This window comes from Rathayibacter sp. AY1A3 (assembly GCF_002930975.1).
Classification (GTDB): domain Bacteria; phylum Actinomycetota; class Actinomycetes; order Actinomycetales; family Microbacteriaceae; genus Rathayibacter.
The window spans coordinates 27385-51011 of the sequence record NZ_PSTO01000024.1 but is presented as its reverse complement, the minus strand read 5'-3'; the positions used below and the strand labels follow the sequence as shown (position 1 = coordinate 51011).

Genomic DNA, 23627 nt, shown 5'->3' with positions numbered 1-23627 from the left:
CAGTACCTCTGGAACGCGGGCATGTTCATCGCCCGCGCCCGCCGCTTGATCGGCACCGTCCTCGAGCAGCTCGCCGCCCGCTGACCCCCCGAGGTCCGAGCAGCCGTCCGCGCGGGAACCCGGCTCCCGGCACGCCGCTCCGCGGCCACTCGACCAGCAGGGGGAGGAGGACGCCCTCTCCCCGCAAGGTGGAGGGCGCGTCCGAGAATCGCGTGCCAGCGATTCGAGGCAGCCCGACGCGACCCGCTCTTGAGAACGCGCCCCGTCGGGAGGCCGACCGCGCTGAGCCGCGCAGGGAGCGGCTCAGAGTCGAGCACCGCGCGTGCCAGCGATTCGAGACAGCCCGACGCGACCCGCTCTTGAGAACGCGCCCCGTCGGGAGGCCGACCGCGCTGAGCCGCGCAGGGAGCGGCTCAGAGTCGAGCTCAGCCCAGCGCTCGCTCGATCTTCTCCGTGATCTCGTTCTGGTCGAGGTAGTTGTCGATGACGACGACCTCGGCGAAGGTGCGGCCGATGCGGTCGACGAGCTCGCCGGAGGTGAGGATGACCTGCGCGTCGGCGGCGAGCGCGTCGACGGAGGCCAGGTCGGAGGCGATCACCTCGGCCTCGAGGTCGAGGGTCTCGAGGGCGCGCTCGGCGCCGAGCTTGAGGATGGCGGAGGTGCCGATTCCGGCGCCGCAGAGGGTGACGATCTTCATGCGCTTCTTCCGTGGTGCGGGTGGTGCGGGGTGCTGTCGGTGAGGACGGCGTTGATGCTGCGGAGGGTGCGGGCCGCGGCGAGGGCGCCGACCGCGTCCGGACGGCTGAGCACGTCGGCGAGCCCGGAGACGAAACCGACGTGCCCGTGCGCCTGGGTGGCGGCGATCCCGATGACGACCGAGACCGGATCGTTGGTGCTGTGCCCGAAGGCGACGGGCTCGGCCAGCGTGACGACGGAGAGGCCGTCCGCGAGGACGTCGTTGCCGGGCCGGGCGTGCGCGAGGGCGAGCCCGGGCGCGATGACGATGTACGGCCCGAGCACGTCGACCTGCTCGACCATGCGCCGGGAGTAGGCGGCGTCCACCGCGCCGGTCCGCTCGAGAGCACGGCCCGCCTCGAGGACGGCCTCCCGCCAGGATCCGGCGGAGTGGCGGAGGGCCACCGCCTCCTCGGGGAGCGCGTCGAGCGGCACCGTCAGGCCGCCTCGAAGCCGGCGCTGATCGTCTCGACGAGCTCGCGGCGCTCGTCGAGCGGCAGGAAGGCGGCGTGGGCCGCGTTGAGCTGGAAGGCCTCGAAGTCGTCGAGATCGTACCCGAACGCGTCCGACAGGAGGGCGAGCTCGCGGCTGAGGGTCGTCGCGCTCATCAGGCGGTTGTCGGTGTTCACCGTGACGCGGAAGCCCAGCTGGTAGAGCAGGTCGAAGGGGTGGTCGGCGAGCTCGGCACCCCACGCCGCGACGGCGCCGGTCTGCAGGTTGGAGGAGGGGCTGAGCTCGAGGGCGATCTCGCGGTCCTTCACCCACTCCGAGAGCTCGCCGAGGGTCACGTAGCTCGCGTCGTCGTCCTGGCGCTCGATGCGGATGTCCTCCGCGATCCGGACGCCGTGACCCAGGCGCAGCGCGCGGCCGTCGAGCAGGGCGGAGCGGATGCTGTCGAGGCCGTCCGCCTCCCCCGCGTGCACCGTGGTCGGGAAGTGCGCCGCCGCGAGCAGCTCGAAGGCGGGACGGTGCCTCGAGGCGGGGAAGCCCGCCTCGGCTCCGGCGATGTCGAAGCCGATCGCACCGCGCTCGCGGTGGCGCAGCGCCAGCTCGGCGACCTCGAGCGAGCGGTCGGCGTGCCGCATCGCGGTGATCAGCTGGCCGACGCGGATGCGGTGTCCCTGCGCCGCCGCCTCCTGCACGCCCTGCTGCAGCCCCTCCTGGACCGCCTCGACAGCCGCGTCGAGCGAGAGCCCGGCGCGCTGGTGCTGCTCCGGCGCCCAGCGCACCTCGCCGTGCACGACTCCGTCGGCGGCGAGGTCGAGCACGAACTCGCGGGCCACGCGCTCGAGCGCCGGCGCGGTCTGCATCACGGCGACCGTCGTCTCGAAGGTGGCGATGTAGTCGGTGAGGGAGCCGGAGTCGGCCGTGGCACGGAACCACTCGGCGAGCGCGTCCGGCTCCTCGGCCGGGAGCGGCACGCCCGTCTCGCGGGCGATCTCGAGGACCGTCCCGGGCCGCAGGCCTCCGTCGAGGTGGTCGTGCAGCGACACCTTGGGGAGCTCGTCGATGAGGACGCCCTCGCCCGGGAGGAGGTACTCCTCGGTCTGATCGGTCACGGTGCTCCTCGCAGGTCGGCGGTGGTTCGCCGACCACCCTAGAGGGTCGGCGGAAGCGGCTCGCCGGGCGGCGCCTCCTCCGTGCCGGGCGGCGCGGGGCTAGGAGACGCGCTCCGCCACGAGGGGGCCGCCGTCGAGCACCTCGTCGCCCTCGTCGCCGATCCGGAAGGCACCGTCGAGCGCCTCGAGCGCCCGGGCGAAGCGCTCCGGCTCGTCTGCCGAGAGGGTGATCAGGGGCTGGCCCGCGCGGACTCGGTCGCCCGGCTTCGCGTGCAGGTCGATCCCCGCCGCGTGCTGCACCGCGTCGGACTGGCGCGCGCGTCCGGCGCCCAGGCGCCAGGCGGCGATGCCGAACGGCAGCGCCTGCTGCTCCACCAGGACGCCGTCGCGCTCGGCGACCACGACGTGGGTCTCGCGGGCCTCGGGGAGCGCCGCATCCGGATCCCCTCCCTGAGCGCGGATGACCGCGCGCCAGGTGTCCATCGCCGCGCCGCCGTCGAGGGCGCGCTCGACATCCGCGTCCGGCTGCCCGGCGAGGGCCAGCATCTCGCGGGCCAGGGCCAGCGTCAGCTCCCGGACGTCCGAGGGGCCGCCGCCGGCGAGCACCTCGACCGACTCCCGCACCTCGTTCGCGTTGCCGATGGCCAGACCGAGCGGCACGTTCATGTTGGTCAGCAGCGCGGTGGTCCGCACCCCCGCGTCGTTGCCGAGGTCGACCATCGCCCGCGCCAGCTCCCGCGAGCGCTCGATGTCGACCATGAACGCCCCGGAGCCGAACTTCACGTCGAGCACCAGGGCGTCGGTCCCCTCGGCGATCTTCTTCGACATGATCGAGGACGCGATCAGCGGGATCGCCTCGACGGTCCCGGTGATGTCCCGGAGCGCGTAGAGCTTCTTGTCGGCGGGGGCCAGGCCCGAGCCCGCGGCGCAGATCACGCCGCCGACCGTCCGCAGCTGCTCCAGCATCTCCTCGTTGCCGAGGTCGGCCCGCCAGCCCGGGATCGACTCCAGCTTGTCGAGCGTTCCGCCCGTGTGGCCGAGCCCGCGTCCCGAGAGCTGGGGCACCGCCACGCCGAAGGAGGCGACCAGCGGCATCAGCGGCAGCGTGATCTTGTCGCCGACCCCGCCCGTGGAGTGCTTGTCGACCGTGCGCTTGCCGAGCCCGTCGAAGCGCATGCGCTCGCCGCTGGCGATCATGGCCAGGGTGAGGTCGCGGATCTCGTCGCGCTCCATCCCGTTCAGCAGGACCGCCATCGCGAAGGCCGCCATCTGCTCGTCGGCGACGTAGCCGCGGGTGTAGGCGTCGATCAGCCAGTCGATCTGCGCGGTCGAGAGCGTGCCGCGGTCGCGCTTGGTGCGGATGATGTCGACGGCGTCGAAGTCCTCGACGGGGGTGGTGCGGGTCATGCGGAGTCCTCGGTTCGGGAGTGGGAGCGGTGACGGCGGCCCTAGGAGGCGGCGTAGGCCTCGAGCGTGCGCGGGCCGAAGGCGTCGGGGATGACCTCGTCGATCGTCTTCACGCCCGACACGGTCTGGAGGAGCATGCCCTCGGCCGAGTGCTCGAAGAGCAGCTGGCGGCAGCGCCCGCAGGGCATCAGGACGCCGCCCTTCCCGTCGACGCAGGTGAAGGCGACGAGCCGGCCGCCGCCCGTCATGTGCAGAGAGGACACCAGCGCGCACTCGGCGCAGAGCGTGAGCCCGTAGGAGGCGTTCTCGACGTTGCAGCCCGAGATCGTCCGGCCGTCGTCCACGAGCGCGGCGACGCCGACGGGGAACTTCGAGTACGGGACGTAGGCGTGGCTCATGGCCTCGAGGGCGGCCTCGCGCAGCGCCTCCCAGTCGATGTCGGTCACGACGGCTCCTCTCAGGACTTCAGGTACGGCTTGCCGGCGGCGGCCGGTCCGCGGGACTGGCCGACGAGACCGGCCACCGCGAAGATCGTCACGACGTACGGCAGCATCAGCATGAACTCGCTGGGCACGGGCGAGCCGATGACGCCGAGCACGTTCTGCAGGTTGGTCGCGAAGCCGAACAGGAGCGACGCGAGCGTCGCCTTGATCGGGTCCCAGCGGCCGAAGATGACGGCGGCCAGGGCGATGAAGCCCGCGCCCGCGGTCATCTCCTTGCCGAACGCGCCGACCGCGTCGAGCGTGTAGTACGCGCCGCCGACTCCGGCGATCGCCCCGGCGAGGGAGACGTTCCAGAAGCGCGTGCGGGCGACATCGATGCCCACGGTGTCCGCGGCCTGCGGGTGCTCGCCGACGGCGCGCAGGCGGAGGCCCCACTTGGTCTTGAACAGGCCCCACCACACCGCGAAGATCGCGAAGTACATCAGGTAGACGATCACCGTCTGGTTGAACAGGACGGCGCCCACGATCGGCACCTGGCTGAGCACCGGGATCGGGAGGCGGTCGAACTTCACCGGCGAGTTGAACGTCGACGCGTCGGCGGAGAGGACCTGGGAGTAGAGGAAGCTCGTCAGGCCGGTCACCAGCACGTTCAGCACGACTCCGACGATCACCTGGTCGACCAGGTACTTGATCGCGAAGGCGGCCAGCACGAACGACACCAGGACGCTCGCGACCATCGCCGCGAGCAGGCCGAGCACCGGCTGGCGGGTGAGGGAGCCGACCATCGCCGCGGTGAAGGCGCCGGCGAGCAGCTGACCCTCGATCGCGACGTTGACGACTCCGACCCGCTCGGAGATGACGCCGCCGAGCGAGCCGAAGATCAGCGGAGTGGCGAGCCCGACGGTCCCGAGCAGCAGCCCCGAGACGGGCAGCGCGGCACCGGCCGACGCCCAGACGAGGAACCCGATCAGGAAGACCAGGGCGAAGACCGCCGAGAGCCAGAGCGGGATCCGGCGGCCGGCGCGGGTGAGCGCGGCCGACGCGACGGCCAGGGCGACCAGGAGGATCGCGACGACCACGCCCGTCCCCCGCGTCGGGAACGGGATGTCCGGCAGCGCGAAGAAGTCGGTCCCCGCGGCGAGGCGGAACGAGCTCGTCCCGTCGCGGCCGAGGGCCACGAAGAGGACGACGGCGAGCAGCGCGAAGACGCCGAACGCGATCGGCGCCTTCCAGCTGCGGATCACGACGCGGTCGGGGGCGGTGGCGACGGCGGTGCTCATGCGGACACCTCCGAGGTGCGGCGGGTGCGGCGCTTCGGGGCGGCCCCGGGCGTCGGGAGGCGGAAGATCGCGCGCACCAGCGGCGGTGCGGCGATGAAGAGGACGATCAGCGACTGCACGACGAGGACCACGTCGATCGGCACGCCCTCGGCGGCCTGCATCGAGTAGCCGCCCGCCTTGAAGGCGCCGAAGAGGATGCCGGCGAAGAACACGCCCCAGGGTCGGGAGCGGCCCAGCAGCGCGACCGTGATCGCGTCGAAGCCGATGCCCGCGTCGATCCCGGAGGTGAAGCCGGTCGTGACCGTCCCCATCACCTGGGCGCTGCCGGCGAGGCCGAGCAGGCCGCCGGAGAGCAGCATCGCGTACACGTAGCTGTTCTTCACGTCGATGCCCGCGACCCGGGCCGCGTGAGGGTTCTCCCCCACTGCGCGGAACTTGAAGCCGATCGTCGAGCGGTTCAGGAGCCACCAGACGAACACGGTCGCGAGGACCGCGAAGACGAAGCCGAGCGTGAGCGAGTAGCCGGGGCCGAGGAGCGCCGGGAAGACCGCGGTCTCCTTCATCCCGGGCGACTTCGGGTTGTTCGAGCCGGGCGCCTGCAGCGCGCCGGGCGTCCGCAGGAGGTAGGAGATCAGGTAGAACGCGACGTAGTTGAGCATGATCGTGAGGATCACCTCGTGCGCGCCGGTGCGGGCCTTGAGCAGTCCCACGAGTCCACCCCAGAGCGCGCCGCCCAGGATGCCGGCGGCGAGCGCGACGATCAGGTGCACGCCCCACGGGAGGTCGAAGGAGAAGCCGACCCAGCCCGCGCAGGCGGCGGCGATCAGCATCTGGCCGCGGCCGCCGATGTTGAACAGGCCGACGCGGAAGGCCAGCGCCACTCCGAGGCCGCCGGCGATCAGCGGGGTCGCGAAGGCCAGGGTGTCCGTCAGCGGCTTGATGCCGTTGGCGAAGCCCTCGCGGCGGAAGTTGTAGACCGAGCCCTGGAAGAGCGAGGAGTAGGCACCGGAGACGGACTGCCAGATCGCCTGCAGGGTGTCGAGCGGCCGGGCGAAGAAGTAGCCCGACGCCGCCTGGACGTCCTTGTCGGTCGCGGCGATCAGCACGCCGCCCGCGATGAGGGAGAGCAGCACGGCGAGCACCGACATCAGCGCGGTGCCGGAGAGGATCTCGCGCAGGACACGCGAGGCACCGCTCTCGAGCGGGCCGGGGCGCACCTCCTGATCCGGCTTCTGGCCGGGCTCGAGCCCGGACGCCTTCTCGGTCTCCGCGTCGGGATCGACCGCGGGCAGTTGCGCGTCGCTCACGCCGCCGCTCCCTTCTCGGCGGGCGCCTGCCCGGCCATCATGAGCCCCAGGACCTCGCGGGGCGTGTCGGCGGGGACGATGCCGATGATCCCGCCCTTGTACATGACCGCGATGCGGTCGGCGAGCGCCGCGACCTCGTCGAGCTCCGTCGACACCACGATCACGGGGACCCCGGTGTCGCGCGTCTCGACGATGCGCTTGTGGACGAACTCGATGGAGCCGACGTCGATGCCGCGGGTGGGCTGCGCCGCGATGAACAGCCGCAGCTCCCGGCTGAGCTCGCGCGCGAGCACCACCTTCTGCTGGTTGCCTCCGGAGAGGCGGCCGACGTGGGTGCCGATCCCCTGGGCGCGCACGTCGAACTCGCGCACCCGCTCCTCGGCGAAGCGCTCGAGCTCCTTCAGCCGCAGGCCCAGTCCCTTCACGAACGGACCGCGGTCGCTGCGGTCGAGCATGAGGTTCTCGGCGATCGTGAACTCGGCGACCAGACCGTCCTCGGTGCGGTCCTCGGGGACGAAGCCGACCCCCGACTCGAGGACGCGGCGCACGGACAGCCCGTCGAGGCGGCGCCCGTCCAGGGTCACCGAGCCCTCGACCCGCTCCTGCAGGCCCATGATCGCCTCGGTGAGCTCGGTCTGGCCGTTGCCCTGCACGCCCGCGATCGCGAGGATCTCGCCGCGGCGGACCTCGAAGGAGACGTCGTCGACGACGGCCTGGCCGTTGGCGTCGCGCACGGTGAGGTTCGAGACGACGAGGGCCTCGTCGCCCGGCACCGCCTGCTCCTTCTGCACCGTCAGCTCGACGGCGCGTCCCACCATCAGCGAGGCGAGCTCGGCATTGCTCGCCGTCGGCGACGCCTCCCCCACGACTCTGCCGAGGCGGATGACCGTGATGCGGTCCCCGACCTCGCGCACCTCGCGCAGCTTGTGCGTGATGAAGACGATGGCGGTCCCGGCCGCGCGCAGCTGGCGCATGATCGCGATCAGCTCGTCGGTCTCCTGCGGGGTCAGCACCGCGGTCGGCTCGTCGAACACGAGCACCCGGGCGTCGCGCGAGAGGGCCTTGATGATCTCGACCCGCTGCTGCACGCCGACGGGGAGGTCCTCGACCAGGGCGTCGGGATCCACGTCGAAGCCGAAGCGGTCCGAGATCTCGCGCACCCGGGCGCGCGCGGCGGCGAGGTCCAGGCGCCCGCCGGCCTTCGTCTCCTCGTGGCCCAGCATGACGTTCTCGGCGACGGTGAACACGGGGACGAGCATGAAGTGCTGGTGGACCATCCCGATGCCCGCCTTCATGGCGTCACCCGGACCGGAGAAGTGCTGGACCGCGTCGTCCAGCAGGATCTCCCCCTCCTCGGCCTGGTACAGGCCGTAGAGCACGTTCATGAGCGTCGACTTGCCCGCGCCGTTCTCGCCGAGGAGGCAGTGGATCTCGCCGGGTTCGACGGTGAGATCGATGTGGTCGTTGGCCACGAGCGCGCCGAAGCGCTTCGTGATGCCACGCAGTTCGAGCTTCATGGGACCAATCTAACTTTCGGTTCGCGCCACGATGCGCCGTCGGCCGGGATCGATGGACGCAGCGGAGCCGATCCGCCCGCCGGACCGACGAAGAGGCCGGCGGGCCCGAGGTGTGCTCGGGCCCGCCGGCCTCTTCGAGGAAGCGGCTAGGACGCCGCGGGAGCGGACGGGGAGGTGACGGTGATGGAGCCGTCGATGATGCCCGCCTTGATGGTGTCGAGCTCGCCCTGCAGGTCGCCCGAGACCTTCGACTCGAAGTCGTGGAACGGCGCGATGCCGACTCCGTCGTTCTCGAGGGTGCCCACGAAGGGAGTGGGGTCGAAGTCGTCGGCTCCGGCGGAGCTGGTGACGTCGGTCGTGCCGGCCTCGATGCCCTTGAGGATCGAGGTCAGGTACAGGTCGGCGCCGTCGGGGTAGGTCTCGTAGAGGTCCGCGTCCACGCCGACCATCGCGATGTCCTTGCCGGAGTCGCGGATCGCCTCGATCGCCGACTGGAAGATCGGACCGCCGACGGGGAGGATGACGTCCGCGTTCTGGTCGATCAGCGACTGCGCGGCCGACTTGGCCTCGACGCCCGCCGCGAAGCCGCCGGTGAAGGAGCCGGTCTGCGCGTCGACGTCCCAGCCGACGACCTTGACGTCCTTCCCCTTCTGCTCGTTGTAGTACTTCACGCCGTCGGCGTAGCCGTCCATGAAGATCGTGACGGTCGGGAACTGCTGGCCGCCGTAGGTGCCGACGACGCCGGTCTTGGAGTACGACGCGGCCGTGTAGCCGGCGAGGAACGCCGCCTGCGAGGTGTCGAAGGTGATCGGCTTGACGTTCGGCAGGTCGATCGACGCGTCGTCGATGATCGCGAAGTCGATGTCCGTGTTCGCCTCGGCCGCGGCCGACGTGGCCTCCGCCAGCGCGAAGCCGACGGTGATGATCAGGTTGCAGCCCTGGTCGACGAGGCTGGTCAGGTTCGGGGCGTAGTCCGTCTCGGACTCCGAGGTGACGGTCTTCGGCGTGACGCCGAGGTCCTCCGATGCCTTCACGAGGCCGTTGTAGCCGAGCTCGTTGAACGACTTGTCGTCGAACCCGCCCGCGTCGGAGACCATGCAGGGCAGGAAGTCGCCACCGGCGGCGGCGCTGGAGCCGCTCTCCTCGGGGGCGGAGGCGCAACCGGCGAGAAGCGCGGTGACGCCGAGGGCGGCGAGACCGCCGAACGCGGCCTTACGCGAGGTGATAGTCAAGATGTCGTCCTCCAGGAATGCGGCCCCGCGCGACGAGCGCAGCAGGGCGTCGATTCCCACACGTTACCCAATGTGACAAGCCGCTCAGCCGCCCGGACGGTGGTGGTCAGGAAGAGTTACACAGTGTTGATCTTCGCGACACGCGGAGCGTGTCGCGGGGTGCGGGCGGCTGTGCTCGATTCCGAGCCGCGGGGCGGCTCGGCGCGGTCGGCTGGGCTCGATTCCGAGCCGCGGAGCGGCTCGGCGCGGTCGGCTGGGCTCGATTCCGAGCCGCGGAGCGGCTCGGCGCGGTCGGCTTCGCGACGGGTGCGTTCCGCAGAGCGGGTCGCGTCGGGCTGGCCTGAATCGCTTGGCACGCGATTCCGGCTCGCGGCCCTCTCCCCTGCTGCCGGACGTCGAGAGTGCTCGTGGGAGCTCCGCGCTGCGCGCGGTCGGGCACGGACGGGTGCTTCCACGGTGGTCGAGTTGCCGCGCGAGCGGAGACCCGCCCGCCAGCACCGAACGGGACGGCCGAGGCCCTCATCGAGGGTGGTCGAGTGGCCGCGCGAACGGCGTATCAGGACCGCCGCACGCGCAAGAGGCGAGGGGCGGAACGGCGAAGCGCGGCGCCTCCGAGGGGAGGGCCGCGCTTCGCCGGGTGTGACGGAGGGCTAGAGGACGTCGGTGCGGCCGGAGAGGCGCAGGGCGTCGACGACGCCCTTGACCTTCTGGGCGTTCTCGGTCGTGGTCACCAGGAGCGCATCGGGGGTGTCCACGACGACGATGTCCTTCACTCCGATGAGGGCGATGGTGCGGTTGCCGCCGCTGACGACGATGCCCGTCGCGGAGTCGGCGAGCACACGCGCGTCCTCGCCGAGGATGGCGAGGTCCGAGCGGAGCCCGCTCGAGTGCAGCTTCGCGATGGACGCGAAGTCGCCCACGTCGTCCCAGGAGAAGTGGCCCGGCACGACGGCCAGCTTGCCCGCGGCCGCGGCCGGCTCGGCGACGGAGTAGTCGATCGCGATCTTCTCCAGGCCCGGCCAGATGCGGTCGACGACCGCGCCGCGCTCCGGGGTGTCCCACGCGGCGGCGAGCTCGAGCAGTCCGGCGAGCAGCTTCGGCTTCGCGCGGCCGAGCTCCTCGAGGAGGCGGTCGGCGCGGGCGATGAACATGCCCGCGTTCCAGAGGTACTGACCGCTGGAGAGGTAGGCGCGCGCGGTGTCGGCGTCGGGCTTCTCGACGAAGGAGTCGACGGCGAGCGTGTGCGTCGCCCCGTCGATCCCGAGGTGCTTCCCCGTGCGGATGTAGCCGAAGCCCACGGCAGGCTCGGTCGGCGTGATGCCGATGGTCGCGATGTAGCCCGCGTCCGCCGCGACGACGGCCTCGGCGACCGCGTCGTGGAACAGCTGCTGACCGCTGATGACGTGGTCGGCGGCGAACGAGCCGATGATCACGCCGGGCTGGCGGCGCTCGAGGATGGCGGCGGCCAGGCCGATCGCGGCGGACGAGTCGCGCGGCTCGCTCTCGAGGACGACGTTGAGGTCCTCGAGGCTCTCGAGCTGCTCCTCGACGGCGGCGCGGTGCGCGCGCCCGGTCACGACCATGATCCGGTCGGCGCCCGAGATGGGCGCGAGGCGGTCCCAGGTGTCGCGGAGGAGGGTCTGTCCCGACCCCGTCAGATCGTGCAGGAACTTCGGGGCGTCGGCCCGGGAGAGCGGCCACAGCCTCGAGCCGATCCCGCCGGCGGGGATCACGCTGTAGAAGCGGTCGAGCGGGGCGCGGCCATCGGTCTCAGGTGATGTCATGTCCGCAGGATACAAGGGAGCCCGAGCGCGACCGTCCGTTCACCCGGGCGCGCGCCGCCGTTCATCCCGCCGCCGTAGCGTCCGGGGCGTGAGAGTCGCGGTCGTCACCGAGAGCTTCCTGCCGTCCTTGAACGGCGTGACCACGAGCGTCCTGCGGGTGCTCGACGAGTTCGCGGAGCGCGGGATCGAGGCGCTCGTCGTCTGTCCGGCCGCGGGGGCGCCGGGCCACTACGCGGGCCACCGCGTCGTGGAGCACCCGGCGATCGCCTACCGCGACTTCCCGGTCGGGATCCCCACGCTGGCCCTCACCCGGGAGCTGGCCGACTTCGAGCCCGACGTGGTGCACATCGCCTCGCCCTTCCTCCTCGGCGCCCGCGCCATCGCCTCGGCCGGTCGGCTCGGCGTGCCGAGTGTCGCGATCTACCAGACGGACGTCGCGCGATTCGCGGCCCGCTACGGCATCCGCGGCGCCCGCGCCCTCGCCTGGCGGGTGATCCGCCAGATCCACGCCGGGGCGGACCTGACCCTCGCCCCCTCCACCAGCGCCCTCGACGACCTCGCCGCCGCCGGCATCGAGCGCACCGCGCTGTGGGGCCGCGGCGTGCAGAGCGAGCGCTTCCACCCGCGCCGCCGCTCCTCCCCCTATGCGCAGGCCGTCCGAGCCGGACTCGGCGCCGACGACGCGCTCGTCGGCTACATCGGGCGCCTCTCCCCCGAGAAGAGGGTGGAGCGGATGGCGGCACTCGCCTCCCTCCCGCACGCGGAGCTGGTCGTGGGCGGCTACGGCCCCTCCTCCGCCCGGGTCGCCGCCGCCCTCGGCCCGGCGGCGCGGATGCTCGGCCGGCTCGACGGCGACCGGCTGCCGGCGGTCTTCGCCGCGCTCGACGTCTTCGTGCACACCGGCACGGAGGAGACGTTCGGCCAGACGGTCCAGGAGGCGCAGGCGTCCGGCACCGCCGTGGTCGCGCCGCACGCGGGCGGCCCCACCGACCTCATCGAGCACGGCGTGGACGGCCTGCTCTACGCGCCCGAGAGCGACTCGGACCTGCGCCGGCAGGTGGAGCGCCTGGTCCGAGATCCCGCACTGCGCGCCCGGCTCGCCGAGGCGGGCCGCCGCCGCGTGCTCCACCGCACCTGGAGCGCGCTCACCGACGAGCTCCTCGCGCACTACGCGACCGCGGGGGCGCCCGCCCTCGCCCTGCCCCGCAGCTAAGGCTCGCCTAAGCCGCGCCCGCCTGCGAGCGCGCTTAGAATCGGAGGGCGAGTTTCTCGTCGCTCCCCGCCCCGTCCCCGTCCATGCGACGTGGGAACAGGTCAGGCCGTCGGAGCACAACCAGGGAGGGTTGTTCGTGTCAGTTCAAGCTGCTCAAACCCTCGCACCCCGGAAGCAGGGGAAGATCCGGCGTCCGGCCGGCACCCTCTACCGCGGTCGCGAAGGCATGTGGTCGTGGGTGCTCCACCGGATCACCGGTGTCGCCATCTTCTTCTTCCTCCTCGTCCACGTCCTCGACTCCGCTCTCATCGCCGTGAGCCCCGAGGCGTACAACGCGGTCATCGGGACGTACAAGAACCCGATCATGGGACTCGGCGAGACCGGGCTCGTGGGCGCCATCGCGTTCCACGCGCTGAACGGCCTGCGGATCATCCTGGTCGACTTCTGGAGCTGGGCGACCCGCAACCAGCGCGTCCTCTTCTGGGTCGTCATGGGCCTCTGGGTCGTGCTGATGCTCGGCTTCGCGCCGCGCCACCTGATCAACGTCTTCAGCGAGGGGGGTGCGCATTGAGCACCGTCGCCGCACCGCGGACCCCGCACACCCCGACCCGCTCCTCCGGCACCAACTGGGAGAAGTGGGGCTGGATCTACATGCGCGCCTCCGGCGTCGTGCTGATCGTCCTGATCTTCGGGCACCTCATCTACAACCTGCTGCTGGGCGACGGCATCAAGGCCATCGACTTCGGCTTCGTCGGCGGCAAGCTGGCGAACCCGTTCTGGCAGTGGTGGGACGTCCTCATGCTGTGGCTCGCGCTGATCCACGGCGGCAACGGCATGCGCACGCTGGTCAACGACTACGCGACCTCGCCCCTGCTGGCCAAGGCCTTCAAGGGCGGCATCCTCGTCGCCGTCGTCGCGCTGATCGCGCTCGGCACCTGGGTCGTCTTCGCGTTCGACCCGTGCCCCGCCGGCACCGCCGCAGACCTGCTGCCCTCCTTCTGCGCAGCGTGACCACGGTGCCGCGGATCGGAGAGGGGCCCGCGCCCCTCCCGGTCCGCGGCACCGCGTCCCGGCACCTCCCCCTCCCATCCCCGTACGACGGAGCACCCACCCCGTGAGCACACCAGGCCACTCCCACACCGGCGCCGACCAGAGCGCCTTCGCGCAGACGGTCGGACCCGACGGCGTCCACTACCACCAGTTCGACGTCGTCATCGTCGGCGCCGGCGGTGCCGGTATGCGCGCGGCCATCGAGGCCGGCCCCAAGGCGAGGACGGCCGTGATCTCGAAGCTGTACCCGACCCGCTCCCACACCGGAGCGGCGCAGGGCGGCATGGCCGCCGCCCTCGCGAACGTCGAGGAGGACAGCTGGGAGTGGCACACCTTCGACACCGTGAAGGGCGGCGACTACCTCGTCGACCAGGACGCGGCCGAGATCCTCGCGAAGGAGGCCATCGACGCGGTCATCGACCTCGAGAACATGGGCCTGCCCTTCAACCGCACCGAGGAGGGCAAGATCGACCAGCGCCGCTTCGGCGGCCACACCCGCGACCACGGCAAGGCGCCCGTCCGCCGCGCCTGCTACGCGGCCGACCGCACCGGCCACATGATCCTGCAGACGCTGTTCCAGAACTGCGTCCGGCTCGGCATCAACTTCTACAACGAGTTCTACGTCCTCGACCTGGTGATGACCGAGGTCGACGGAGTGGCCAAGCCCTCCGGCGTCGTCGCCTACGAGCTGGCCACGGGCGAGCTGCACGTCTTCCAGGCGAAGGCGATCATCTTCGCGACCGGCGGCTTCGGCAAGATCTACAAGACCACCTCCAACGCGCACACCCTCACCGGCGACGGCGTCGGCATCATCTGGCGCAAGGGCCTCCCCCTGGAGGACATGGAGTTCTTCCAGTTCCACCCGACCGGCCTCGCCGGCCTCGGCATCCTCCTCACCGAGGGAGCGCGAGGAGAGGGTGCGATCCTCCGCAACTCCTCGGGCGAGCGCTTCATGGAGCGCTACGCCCCCACCATCAAGGACCTCGCGCCGCGCGACATCGTCGCCCGCTGCATGGTCCAGGAGGTGGCGGAGGGCCGCGGCGCCGGACCGCACAAGGACTACGTGCTGCTGGACTGCACCCACCTGGGCGCCGAGGTCCTCGAGACCAAGCTCCCCGACATCACCGAGTTCGCCCGCACCTACCTGGGCGTCGACCCCGTCGTCGAGCCGGTCCCCGTCATGCCGACCGCGCATTACGCGATGGGCGGCATCCCGACCAACGTCAAGGCCGAGGTGCTCTCGGACAACACGACCGTCGTCCCCGGCCTCTACGCCGCCGGCGAGTGCGCGTGCGTCTCGGTGCACGGCTCCAACCGCCTCGGCACCAACTCCCTCCTCGACATCAACGTCTTCGGCAAGCGCAGCGGCAACAACGCCGCCGACTACGCCAAGACGGTCGACTTCACCCCCCTGCCCGCCGACCCGGCCGGCGCGATCCGCGACATGCTCGCCTCGCTCCGCTCCGCGACCGGCACCGAGCGGATCGCCTCGATCCGCAAGGAGCTGCAGGACGAGATGGACAAGAACGCCCAGGTGTTCCGCACCGACGAGTCCCTCGAGGCCGTCACCGGGACCATCCAGCGCCTGCGCGACCGGTTCCGCAACATCTCGGTGCAGGACAAGGGAAAGCGCTTCAACACCGACCTCCTCGAGGCCGTCGAGCTGGGCTTCCTGCTCGACCTCGCCGAGGTCGTCGTCTACTCGGCGCGCAACCGCAAGGAGAGCCGCGGCGGCCACATGCGCGACGACTTCCCGAAGCGCGACGACGAGAACTACATGCAGCACACGATGGCGTACCTCTCCGGTGACGCCCACTCCTCCGACGCCGGTGACCACATCCGGCTCGACTGGAAGCCCGTCGTGATCACCCGGTACCAGCCGATGGAGAGGAAGTACTAGCCATGTCGACCGCTACCCTCGAGCAGCCGCCCGCCGCCCCCGCGGCCCCGGAGGCGTTCACCGTCACGTTCATCATCCGCCGCTTCGACCCCGAGGTGGACGCCGAGCCGCGCTGGCAGGACTTCGACGTCGAGATGTACTCGACCGATCGCGTCCTCGACGCCCTGCACCGCATCAAGTGGGACCAGGACGGATCGCTGACCTTCCGCCGCTCGTGCGCGCACGGCATCTGCGGATCCGACGCGATGCGGATCAACGGCCGCAACCGCCTGGCCTGCAAGACGCTGATCAAGGATCTCGACATCTCGCAGCCGATCTACATCGAGGCGATCAAGGGCCTGCCGCTCGAGAAGGACCTCGTCGTCGACATGGAGCCGTTCTTCGCCTCCTACCGCGAGGTGCAGCCGTTCCTGGTCGCCAACACCCCGGCGCCCAAGGGCAAGGAGCGCGTGCAGTCGGTCGCCGACCGCGCCCGCTTCGACGACACCACGAAGTGCATCCTCTGCGCCGCGTGCACCTCGTCCTGCCCCGTGTTCTGGACCGACGGGCAGTACTTCGGCCCCGCGGCGATCGTGAACGCCCACCGCTTCATCTTCGACTCGCGCGACGACGCCGGTGGAGCGCGCCTGGACATCCTCAACGACAAGGAGGGCGTGTGGCGCTGCCGCACGACCTTCAACTGCACGGAGGCGTGCCCGCGCGGCATCCAGATCACGCAGGCGATCGCCGAGGTGAAGCAGGCCGTCATCCGCGGCCGCGCCTGATCCTCCCCCTCGCGAACGCGTCCGGCCCGCCGGGATCCTCGGATCCGGCGGGCCGGACGCGTTCCTGCGTGCAGGCGGGCGCGTGCACGGGAGCGCCGCGAGGCCTCAGTACGCTGGAGGAATGACCGAGGCGGCCGACACTCCCCGCGGGATCCCGGGCCTGTTCGAGCGGGTCATGCGGACGCGGCCGGTGCGGGTGATGCTCCACTACTCCGAGACCGGCGGGCCCCTCTTCGCCTCCGGACTCGCCTTCCAGGCCCTGTTCGCGGTCTTCGCGGCGCTCTTCGTCTTCTTCGCCGTCTTCGGCTTCTGGGTGCGCGACGACTCGGTGCTGCGCGACTCCCTCCTCGACCTGGTGACCCGCTCCGTCCCCGGTCTGATCGGCGGGAAGAACGCCCTCGTGTCGGTCGACGACCTGCTCGACTCGTCGATCCTCGGCTGGACGGGTGCGATCGCGGCCGCCGGCCTGCTCTGGACGGCGCTGAACTTCCTGGGGAGCCTGCGCCAGGCGGTCCGGCTGCTCTTCTCACTCCCCGGACCCACGACCCTCTTCGTCCTGCTCAAGCTCAAGGACGCGGGGCTCGCCCTGGTCTTCGGGGCGGTGCTGCTGGTCTCGGCCGGTCTCTCCGTGTTCTCGACCTCGCTGGTGGACGTGGCGTTCGGCTTCCTCGGGATCGGCAGCGAGTCGATGCCGGCCCGACTCGCCGGCAGCGCGGTCGGCCTGCTGATCATGCTGGCCCTGGACACGGGCACGCTCGCCGGCTCCTTCCGCATCCTCTCGGGCATCTCGATCCCCTGGAAGAACCTCTGGGCGGGGTCGCTGCTCGGCGGGATCGCTCTCGGCGCGCTCAAGGTCCTCGGGACGCAGCTGCTGGGCGGCGCCTCCCGCAATCCGCTGCTCGCCTCGTTCGCGGTCCTCATCGGTCTGCTGATCTGGTTCAATCTCGTCTGCCAGGTGATCCTGATCGCCGCGTCGTGGATCTCCGTCGGGATGAGCGACGCCGGGATCTCGGCGCGCAAGCTCACGCCGGAGGAGCGCGAGAAGGAGCGGGAGGAGCAGCTGCGCACCGCCCGCCGCACCCTCGCCGAGGCCGAGCGCGAGCGGCTTCGCGCCGCGCTGCCGGAGGCGTCCCTCCTCAAACGACGGCGCCTGGAGCGCCAGCTCGCGCAGCTCGAGGAGGAGCTCGAGCAGCTCGCCGCCTGACCCGGCGGTCCGCTTCCCGGTCTTCCCGGCGTCGCCGCGCCCGATTCCGCCTGCCGATTCTGTCCGTTTCTGTTGACTTCCCTCCTGAACGGGTCTAAAAAGAGGTAAACGCAGATCCGAGGTCGGCAACGACACCGCGGATCCGGCGCACCACCCACGGCGAGACGACGGAGTCCACATGTACGCACCGGAGCGGCACCAGGCGATCCTGGACCGCGCCCGCACCGACGGGCGTGTCGAGGTCCGCGACCTCGCCCTCTCCCTCGCCGTGACGCCGGAGACGATCCGCCGCGATCTCACCAGCCTCGAGAAGCGGGGCCTGCTGCGCCGTGCGCACGGCGGAGCCATCCCCGTCGAGCGGCTGGGCATCGAGCCCGAGGTCGCCGCCCGCGAGGGACACCTCGCCGGCGAGAAGGACCGCATCGCCACCGCGGCCCTCGCCGAGGTGCCCGACGGCGGCTCGATCGCCATCGACGCCGGCACCACCACGGTGCGGCTGGCGGAGCTGCTCCCCCTGGACCGCCGGCTGACGGTCGTCACCCACTCCCTCCCCGTCGCGATGGCGCTCGTCGGCCGGCCCAACATCGACCTCCACCTCATCGGCGGGCACCTGCGCGGAGTCACGCAGGCCGCCGTCGGACCGTGGGCCGCCCAGGCCCTCTCCACGGTCTCGGTGGACGTCGCCTTCATCGGCACGAACGGCCTCAGCCTCGAGCGCGGGCTCACCACCCCCGATCTCGACGAGGCCGTCGTCAAGTCCGCGATCATCGCCTCCGCGCGCCGGGTCGTGGTCCTCGCCGACCACTCGAAGTTCGGCCGGCAGGACTTCGGGCACGTCGCTCCGCTGTCCGCGGTCGACACCGTCATCACCGACGCCGATGTCGACGACGAGCTCGCCGACGACATCGAGTCGGCCGGCCCGGAGGTCGTCCGCGCATGATCGTCACCGTCACCGCCAACCCGAGCATCGACGTCACCCTCTCCACGAGCGGCTTCGCCGTCGGCGAGGTCAACCGCGCGCACGACGTGCGGCGCGACCCGGCCGGCAAGGGCGTCAACGTCGCCCGTGCCCTCGCGCGCAACGGCGTCGAGGCGACCGCGGTCTACCCGGCCGACGCCTCCACCGGCCTCGACCTGTCCACGATGCTCCGGGCCGCCGGAGTCCGCTCAGCCAGTGCGGCGATCGCCCACCCGATCCGCACCAACATCACCGTGGTCGACGACCGGACGGGCCGCACCACCAAGATCAACGAGCCCGGCCCCGCCGTCACGGAGGAGGAGGCCCACGCCCTCTCCGAGCTGATCGGCGAGCACGTCTCGGCCTCGCCCCGCTGGCTCGTCGCCTGCGGCAGCGTCCCCCCGGGACTGGGAGCGGACTTCTACCCCGCCCTCGGCCGCCTCGCGCTGCACTTCGGCGTCCCCCTCGCCGTCGACACCTCGGGAGCCCCCCTGACCGCGATCATCGCGGCCGGCACCGCCACCCTGGTGAAGCCCAACCTCGAGGAGCTCGAGGAGCTCCTCGGCCGCTCCCTGACGACGGTCGGAGACGTCGTCGCCGGAGCCCGTGAACTCCTGCAGCTGCCCGACGCGCGAGCGCTCGTCAGCCTCGGAGAGCACGGCGCCCTCCTCGTCACGGCGCACGCGTCGTGGTGGGCGGGCGCCCCCGCCGTCGTGCCCCTCAGCACCGTCGGCGCCGGCGACAGCACGCTCGCCGGCTACCTCTCGGCCGTCGACGCCACGGAGGCGGAGCGCCTCGCGACAGCAGTCGCGTGGGGTACCGCCGCCGTCCAGCTCCCGGGCAGCGAAGCCCCGGGTCCCGACTCCCTCCGCCTCGACGACGTCTCCGTCGTCGAGAACCCCGACCCCACCCTCCCGATTGGAGAACTGAGCGCATGACTGCTCTCACCGAGGCGTCGACGGTCATCGTCGACCTCACCGCCGCCACGAAGGACGAGGCCACCGCGCAGCTCGCGAAGACGCTCGCCGACGCCGGCCGCGTCACCGACCTCGACGGCTTCCTCGCCGACGTCCGCGACCGCGAGTCGCAGATGGCGACCGGCATGCCCGGCGGCATCGGGATCCCCCACGCCCGCTCCTCCCACGTCGTCTCGCCCAGCGTGGCGGTCGGCATCGCGAAGCAGGGCGTCGACTTCGGCGCCCCCGACGGCCCGGCCGACCTGATCTTCCTGATCGCGGCTCCGGACGGCGCCGACCAGGCGCACCTCAAGATCCTCGCCCAGCTCGCCCGCAAGCTGATCCACGAGTCCTTCACCGGTTCCCTCCGCGCCGCCGCCAGCGGCCAGGAGGTCGCGGACATCATCGCCCGAGAGGTCGTCGTCTCATGAGGATCGTCGCCGTCACCAGCTGCATCGCCGGCATCGCGCACACCTACATGGCGGCCGAGGCCCTCGAGCAGGCCGCGAAGAAGAAGGGGTACGAGATCCAGGTCGAGACCCAGGGCGCCGCGGGCTCCGATCCCATGTCGGACCGGACCATCGCCGACGCCGACGTCGTGATCCTCGCCGCCGACCTCGAGGTCCGCGGCAAGGAGCGCTTCGCCGGGAAGCCCACCCTCGAGGTGGGCACGTCGGAGGCGCTCGCGAAGGCGGCCGACGTCATCGACCGCGCCGTGGCGAAGGTGCAGGACGCGCCCGCCGCGAGCCACGCCTCCGGCCCGCGCTTCGTCGCCGTGACCAGCTGCATCGCGGGCATCGCCCACACGTACATGGCGGCGGAGGCGCTCGAGCAGGCCGCGAAGAAGCGCGGCTACCCGATCCACGTCGAGACCCAGGGCGCGGCCGGCTCGGACGAGATGACCGCGGCCGACATCGCCGCCGCGGACGTCGTCATCCTCGCCGCCGACCTCGAGGTCCGCGGCAAGGACCGCTTCGCCGGCAAGCCGATCCTCCAGGTGGGCGTCGCCGAGGCCCTGTCCAAGCCGGACGAGGTCCTCGACCGCGCTCTGGCCCTCCGCGGCTCCGGCTCCGCCGCGTCCGCCCCCGCCCGCTCGACTCCGGCCGCGGCCCCTGCCGCGCCGAAGAAGGTCGGCGTCGGCACGCGCATCCGCCAGAACCTGATGACCGGCGTCTCCTACATGATCCCGTTCGTCGCGGCGGGCGGTCTGCTGATCGCGCTGTCGTTCCTGTTCGGCGGCTACCGGATCGTCGACTTCACGGCCCAGCAGATCATCGACGACGGCTTCAACGTCGCGAACATCACCGACTGGGCCGGAGTGATGTTCCTCATCGGAAGCGCGACCTTCGCGTTCCTGGTGCCGGTGCTCTCGGGCTTCATCGCCTTCGGCATCGCCGACCGTCCCGGCATCGCGCCGGGCTTCCTCGGCGGCGCGGTCGCGGTCACCGTCGGCGCGGGCTTCCTGGGCGGCCTCGCCTCCGGCTTCATCGCCGGCTACGCGGCCCTCTACATCTCGCGGATCAAGCTTCCCGCGGCGTTCAAGTCGCTGATGCCCGTCGTGATCATCCCCCTGATCGCCACCTTCATCACCGGCTTCCTGATGTTCGTGGTGCTCGGAGCGCCGCTCCGCGCACTGAGCGAGGGCCTGTCGTCCTGGCTCTCGGGCCTCTCGGGCGGCAACCTGATCATCCTGGGGATCATCCTCGGCCTCATGATGGCGTTCGACATGGGCGGTCCGGTCAACAAAGTGGCCTACGCCTTCGCGACCACCGGCCTCGCCTCCGTCCCCGCTGACGGCGACCCGAACTCCGTGCAGTTCAAGGTGATGGCGATCGTCATGGCCGCCGGCATGACCCCGCCGCTGGGTCTGGCCCTCGCCACGACGCTCCGCAAGCGCCTGTTCACCGACGCCGAGCGCCAGAACGGCAAGGCCGCCTACCTGCTGGGCGCGTCCTTCATCTCGGAGGGGGCCATCCCGTTCGCCGCGGTCGACCCGCTGCGCGTGATCCCGTCCGCCATGGTCGGCTCGGCCGTCACGGGTGCGCTCGTCGCGCTCTTCGGCTCCACCCTCCGCGCCCCGCACGGCGGCGTCTGGGTCACCGGTCTCGTCGGGCAGCCGATCCTCTACCTGGTCGCCATCCTGGTGGGCATGGTCGTCACGGCCGTCTGCGTGATCATCGCGAAGAGCATCAAGCGCGCCCCGGTGGTCGCCGAGGTGCCCGAGCCCGCCACCGCGCAGGCCGTCCCCGCCTGATCCCCTCCGACCGACCGTCCTGAGCGGTCCCGCCGGCGGTCGCCTCCGCGCTCCTCCCCCTCTCCGAGGGAGTGGCGCGAGGCGGCCGCCGGCTTCCGCGTTCCGGGGTGCGAGCGCGGCCGGGCGGCCCGCTCCGCGGCTCCGAATAGACTGCTCCGGTGACTCGCAGCACCCTCCGCATCGCCTCCGTCAACGTGAACGGCGTCCGCGCCGCCTACCGCAAGGGGATGGGCGACTGGCTCGCCGCGCGCGACGTCGACGTCCTGGCCCTGCAGGAGGTCCGCGCCTCCACGGACGACCTCACGGGGCTCCTCGGGGACGAGTGGGACGTGCTGCACGACGAGGCGACCGCCAAGGGGCGCGCCGGAGTCGCTCTCGCCTCGCGCAGGCGCGCCACGATCCACCGCGTGACCTTCGGCGCCGACGACTTCGACTCGGCCGGACGCTGGCTCGAGGCCGACTACGAGGTCGGCGGCCGCTCGCTCACCGTCGTCTCCACCTACGTCCACTCCGGCGAGGTCGGCACCCCCAAGCAGGTCGAGAAGTACCGCTTCCTCGACGCGATGGAGTCGCGCCTGCCCGAGATCCGGGCGCACAGCGAGCTCGCCGTGGTGATGGGCGACCTCAACGTCGGCCACCGCACGCTCGACATCAAGAACTGGAAGGGCAACGTCAAGAAGGCCGGCTTCCTCCCGGAGGAGCGCGCCTACGTCGACCGCTTCGTCGGCGCCGAGGGCGACCCGGACTACAACGCCGGTGCCGGACTGGGCTGGGTCGACCTCGGCCGCCGGTTCGCGGGCGAGGTGCCCGGGCCGTACACGTGGTGGTCGCAGCGCGGCCAGGCCTTCGACACCGACACCGGCTGGCGCCTCGACTACCAGCTCGCCACGCCCGCGCTCGCCGACCTCGCCCGCAGCTACGAGGTCGACCGCGCCGCCTCCTACGACACCCGCTGGTCCGACCACTCCCCCGTGGTCGTCGACTACGAGCTCTGACCCTCTCCCCCGCGAACCGACCCCTCGAGGCCACCCATGACTCCCAGCACCCCGGGCGCCAAGCCCGTCATCTTCTCCGGCATGCAGCCCTCCTCCGGGTCGCTGCACCTCGGCAACTACATCGGCGCGCTGACCCAGTGGGTCGCGATGCAGGAGGACTTCGACGCCTACTTCTGCGTCGTCGACCTGCACGCGATCACGGTCCCGCAGGACCCGCAGCAGCTCCGCGAGCGCACCCGCGCGACCGCCGCGCAGTACATCGCCGCGGGCATCGACCCCGCGCGCTCGACCCTCTTCATCCAGTCCCACGTGCCCGCTCACGCCGAGCTCGCCTGGGTCCTCAACACCCTGACCGGCTTCGGCGAGGCCAGCCGGATGACGCAGTTCAAGGACAAGTCGGCGAAGCAGGGCGCTGAGGCCGCCTCGGTGGGCCTGTTCACCTACCCGATCCTGATGGCGGCCGACATCCTGCTGTACCAGACGGACGCGGTGCCGGTCGGCGAGGACCAGCGCCAGCACCTGGAGCTCACCCGCGATCTCGCCGCGCGCTTCAACTCGCGCTTCGGCGAGACCTTCGCCGTGCCGGAGCCCCACATCGTGCGCGAGACCGCGAAGATCTTCGACCTGCAGAACCCGGGCGCCAAGATGTCGAAGTCGGCGGAGTCGGACGCGGGCCTGCTCAGCGTGCTCGACGAGCCGAAGGCGACCGCGAAGAAGATCATGCGCGCCGTGACGGACACCGAGTCGGAGGTGCGCTTCGACCGGGCGGCGAAGCCCGGCGTCTCGAACCTGCTGACGATCTACTCGGTCCTCGCCGACCGCTCCGTCGAGTCGCTGGAGCAGGAGTACGCGGGCCGCGGCTACGGGGACCTCAAGAAGGGCCTCGTCGAGGTGGTCGCCGCCACCTTCGACCCGATCCGCTCGCGGACCGCGGAGCTGCTCGCCGACCCGGCCGAGCTCGACCGGGTCCTCTCCCTCGCCGCCGACCGCGCGTCCGAGACCGCGGAGCGCACGCTCGCCGCCGTCTACGACTCCGTCGGCCTCCTCCGCCGCGTCCGCTGAGGCGGC

At 71.6% G+C, this 23627-nt stretch carries 22 protein-coding genes; 12 read left to right on the top strand and 10 right to left on the bottom strand.

Going from position 1 to position 23627, the window contains the following annotated elements; all coding sequences use genetic code 11:
* Positions 1-425: 425 nt before the first annotated feature.
* From C5C10_RS11985 to C5C10_RS11940, 10 genes are all read right to left on the bottom strand, one after another.
* Entirely contained in the window at positions 426-698 is a 273-nt protein-coding gene (locus tag C5C10_RS11985; RefSeq protein ID WP_104226416.1) for a PTS sugar transporter subunit IIB, read from the bottom strand.
* A complete protein-coding gene (locus C5C10_RS11980) occupies positions 695-1171 on the bottom strand; it encodes a PTS sugar transporter subunit IIA (protein ID WP_104223177.1) in 477 nt (158 codons plus the stop codon). Before C5C10_RS11980 ends, C5C10_RS11985 begins: the two co-directional genes overlap by 4 nt.
* A gap of 2 nt (positions 1172-1173) precedes the next feature.
* Complete coding sequence (locus C5C10_RS11975) at positions 1174-2295, bottom strand: adenosine deaminase (protein WP_104249478.1); 1122 nt, start codon at positions 2293-2295, stop codon at positions 1174-1176.
* A gap of 99 nt (positions 2296-2394) precedes the next feature.
* Positions 2395-3702, bottom strand: coding sequence for a thymidine phosphorylase (locus C5C10_RS11970; RefSeq protein ID WP_104329325.1), 1308 nt, complete (start codon positions 3700-3702; stop codon positions 2395-2397).
* A 41-nt stretch (positions 3703-3743) separates the two neighbouring features.
* Complete coding sequence (locus tag C5C10_RS11965) at positions 3744-4148, bottom strand: cytidine deaminase (RefSeq protein ID WP_104223180.1); 405 nt, start codon at positions 4146-4148, stop codon at positions 3744-3746.
* 11 nt (positions 4149-4159) lie between these two features.
* Complete coding sequence (locus C5C10_RS11960; RefSeq protein ID WP_104232837.1) at positions 4160-5425, bottom strand: ABC transporter permease; 1266 nt, start codon at positions 5423-5425, stop codon at positions 4160-4162.
* Positions 5422-6732 (bottom strand): ABC transporter permease, encoded by a 1311-nt coding sequence (locus tag C5C10_RS11955; protein ID WP_219812597.1) that lies wholly within the window; start codon positions 6730-6732, stop codon positions 5422-5424. Before C5C10_RS11955 ends, C5C10_RS11960 begins: the two co-directional genes overlap by 4 nt.
* Positions 6729-8249: an ABC transporter ATP-binding protein gene (locus tag C5C10_RS11950; RefSeq protein ID WP_104226419.1), complete on the bottom strand. Its 1521-nt coding sequence runs from the start codon at positions 8247-8249 to the stop codon at positions 6729-6731. Before C5C10_RS11950 ends, C5C10_RS11955 begins: the two co-directional genes overlap by 4 nt.
* Before the next feature lie 146 nt (positions 8250-8395).
* The gene (locus C5C10_RS11945) at positions 8396-9481 is read right to left on the bottom strand and encodes a BMP family protein (protein WP_104232890.1); all 1086 of its coding nucleotides are present in this window, start codon (positions 9479-9481) and stop codon (positions 8396-8398) included.
* A 650-nt stretch (positions 9482-10131) separates the two neighbouring features.
* On the bottom strand, positions 10132-11265 hold the full coding sequence (locus C5C10_RS11940) for a mannose-1-phosphate guanylyltransferase (protein WP_104223184.1): 1134 nt from the start codon (positions 11263-11265) through the stop codon (positions 10132-10134).
* Positions 11266-11353: 88 nt separating this feature from the next.
* Here C5C10_RS11940 and C5C10_RS11935 point away from each other — a divergent pair, with 88 nt between their 5' ends.
* From C5C10_RS11935 to trpS, 12 genes are all read left to right on the top strand, one after another.
* Complete coding sequence (locus C5C10_RS11935) at positions 11354-12478, top strand: glycosyltransferase family 1 protein (RefSeq protein ID WP_181073452.1); 1125 nt, start codon at positions 11354-11356, stop codon at positions 12476-12478.
* A 136-nt stretch (positions 12479-12614) separates the two neighbouring features.
* Positions 12615-13049: a succinate dehydrogenase, cytochrome b556 subunit gene (gene sdhC / locus C5C10_RS11930; protein WP_374952907.1), complete on the top strand. Its 435-nt coding sequence runs from the start codon at positions 12615-12617 to the stop codon at positions 13047-13049.
* Positions 13046-13489, top strand: a complete 444-nt coding sequence (locus C5C10_RS11925; RefSeq protein WP_104223187.1) for a succinate dehydrogenase hydrophobic membrane anchor subunit — start codon at positions 13046-13048, stop codon at positions 13487-13489. Before sdhC ends, C5C10_RS11925 begins: the two co-directional genes overlap by 4 nt.
* Before the next feature lie 202 nt (positions 13490-13691).
* Positions 13692-15428 carry a succinate dehydrogenase flavoprotein subunit gene (gene sdhA / locus C5C10_RS11920; protein WP_374953348.1) on the top strand — a complete coding sequence of 579 codons (1737 nt, stop codon included), beginning with the start codon at positions 13692-13694 and terminating at the stop codon, positions 15426-15428.
* A gap of 2 nt (positions 15429-15430) precedes the next feature.
* Positions 15431-16192, top strand: a complete 762-nt coding sequence (locus C5C10_RS11915) for a succinate dehydrogenase iron-sulfur subunit (protein ID WP_068254543.1) — start codon at positions 15431-15433, stop codon at positions 16190-16192.
* A 121-nt stretch (positions 16193-16313) separates the two neighbouring features.
* Positions 16314-17396 carry a YhjD/YihY/BrkB family envelope integrity protein gene (locus C5C10_RS11910; RefSeq protein WP_104223189.1) on the top strand — a complete coding sequence of 361 codons (1083 nt, stop codon included), beginning with the start codon at positions 16314-16316 and terminating at the stop codon, positions 17394-17396.
* Between the two features lie 178 nt (positions 17397-17574).
* The gene (locus C5C10_RS11905; RefSeq protein WP_104226423.1) at positions 17575-18336 is read left to right on the top strand and encodes a DeoR/GlpR family DNA-binding transcription regulator; all 762 of its coding nucleotides are present in this window, start codon (positions 17575-17577) and stop codon (positions 18334-18336) included.
* On the top strand, positions 18333-19292 hold the full coding sequence (locus tag C5C10_RS11900) for a 1-phosphofructokinase family hexose kinase (RefSeq protein WP_104223191.1): 960 nt from the start codon (positions 18333-18335) through the stop codon (positions 19290-19292). The genes C5C10_RS11905 and C5C10_RS11900 overlap by 4 nt, the downstream gene beginning before the upstream one ends.
* The gene (locus tag C5C10_RS11895) at positions 19289-19741 is read left to right on the top strand and encodes a PTS sugar transporter subunit IIA (RefSeq protein ID WP_097166616.1); all 453 of its coding nucleotides are present in this window, start codon (positions 19289-19291) and stop codon (positions 19739-19741) included. Before C5C10_RS11900 ends, C5C10_RS11895 begins: the two co-directional genes overlap by 4 nt.
* Positions 19738-21564 (top strand): PTS fructose-like transporter subunit IIB, encoded by a 1827-nt coding sequence (locus C5C10_RS11885; protein WP_181073451.1) that lies wholly within the window; start codon positions 19738-19740, stop codon positions 21562-21564. Before C5C10_RS11895 ends, C5C10_RS11885 begins: the two co-directional genes overlap by 4 nt.
* Before the next feature lie 158 nt (positions 21565-21722).
* Complete coding sequence (locus C5C10_RS11880) at positions 21723-22559, top strand: exodeoxyribonuclease III (protein ID WP_104329322.1); 837 nt, start codon at positions 21723-21725, stop codon at positions 22557-22559.
* 36 nt (positions 22560-22595) lie between these two features.
* Positions 22596-23621 (top strand): tryptophan--tRNA ligase, encoded by a 1026-nt coding sequence (gene trpS / locus C5C10_RS11875; protein ID WP_104329321.1) that lies wholly within the window; start codon positions 22596-22598, stop codon positions 23619-23621.
* Positions 23622-23627: the final 6 nt, after the last annotated feature.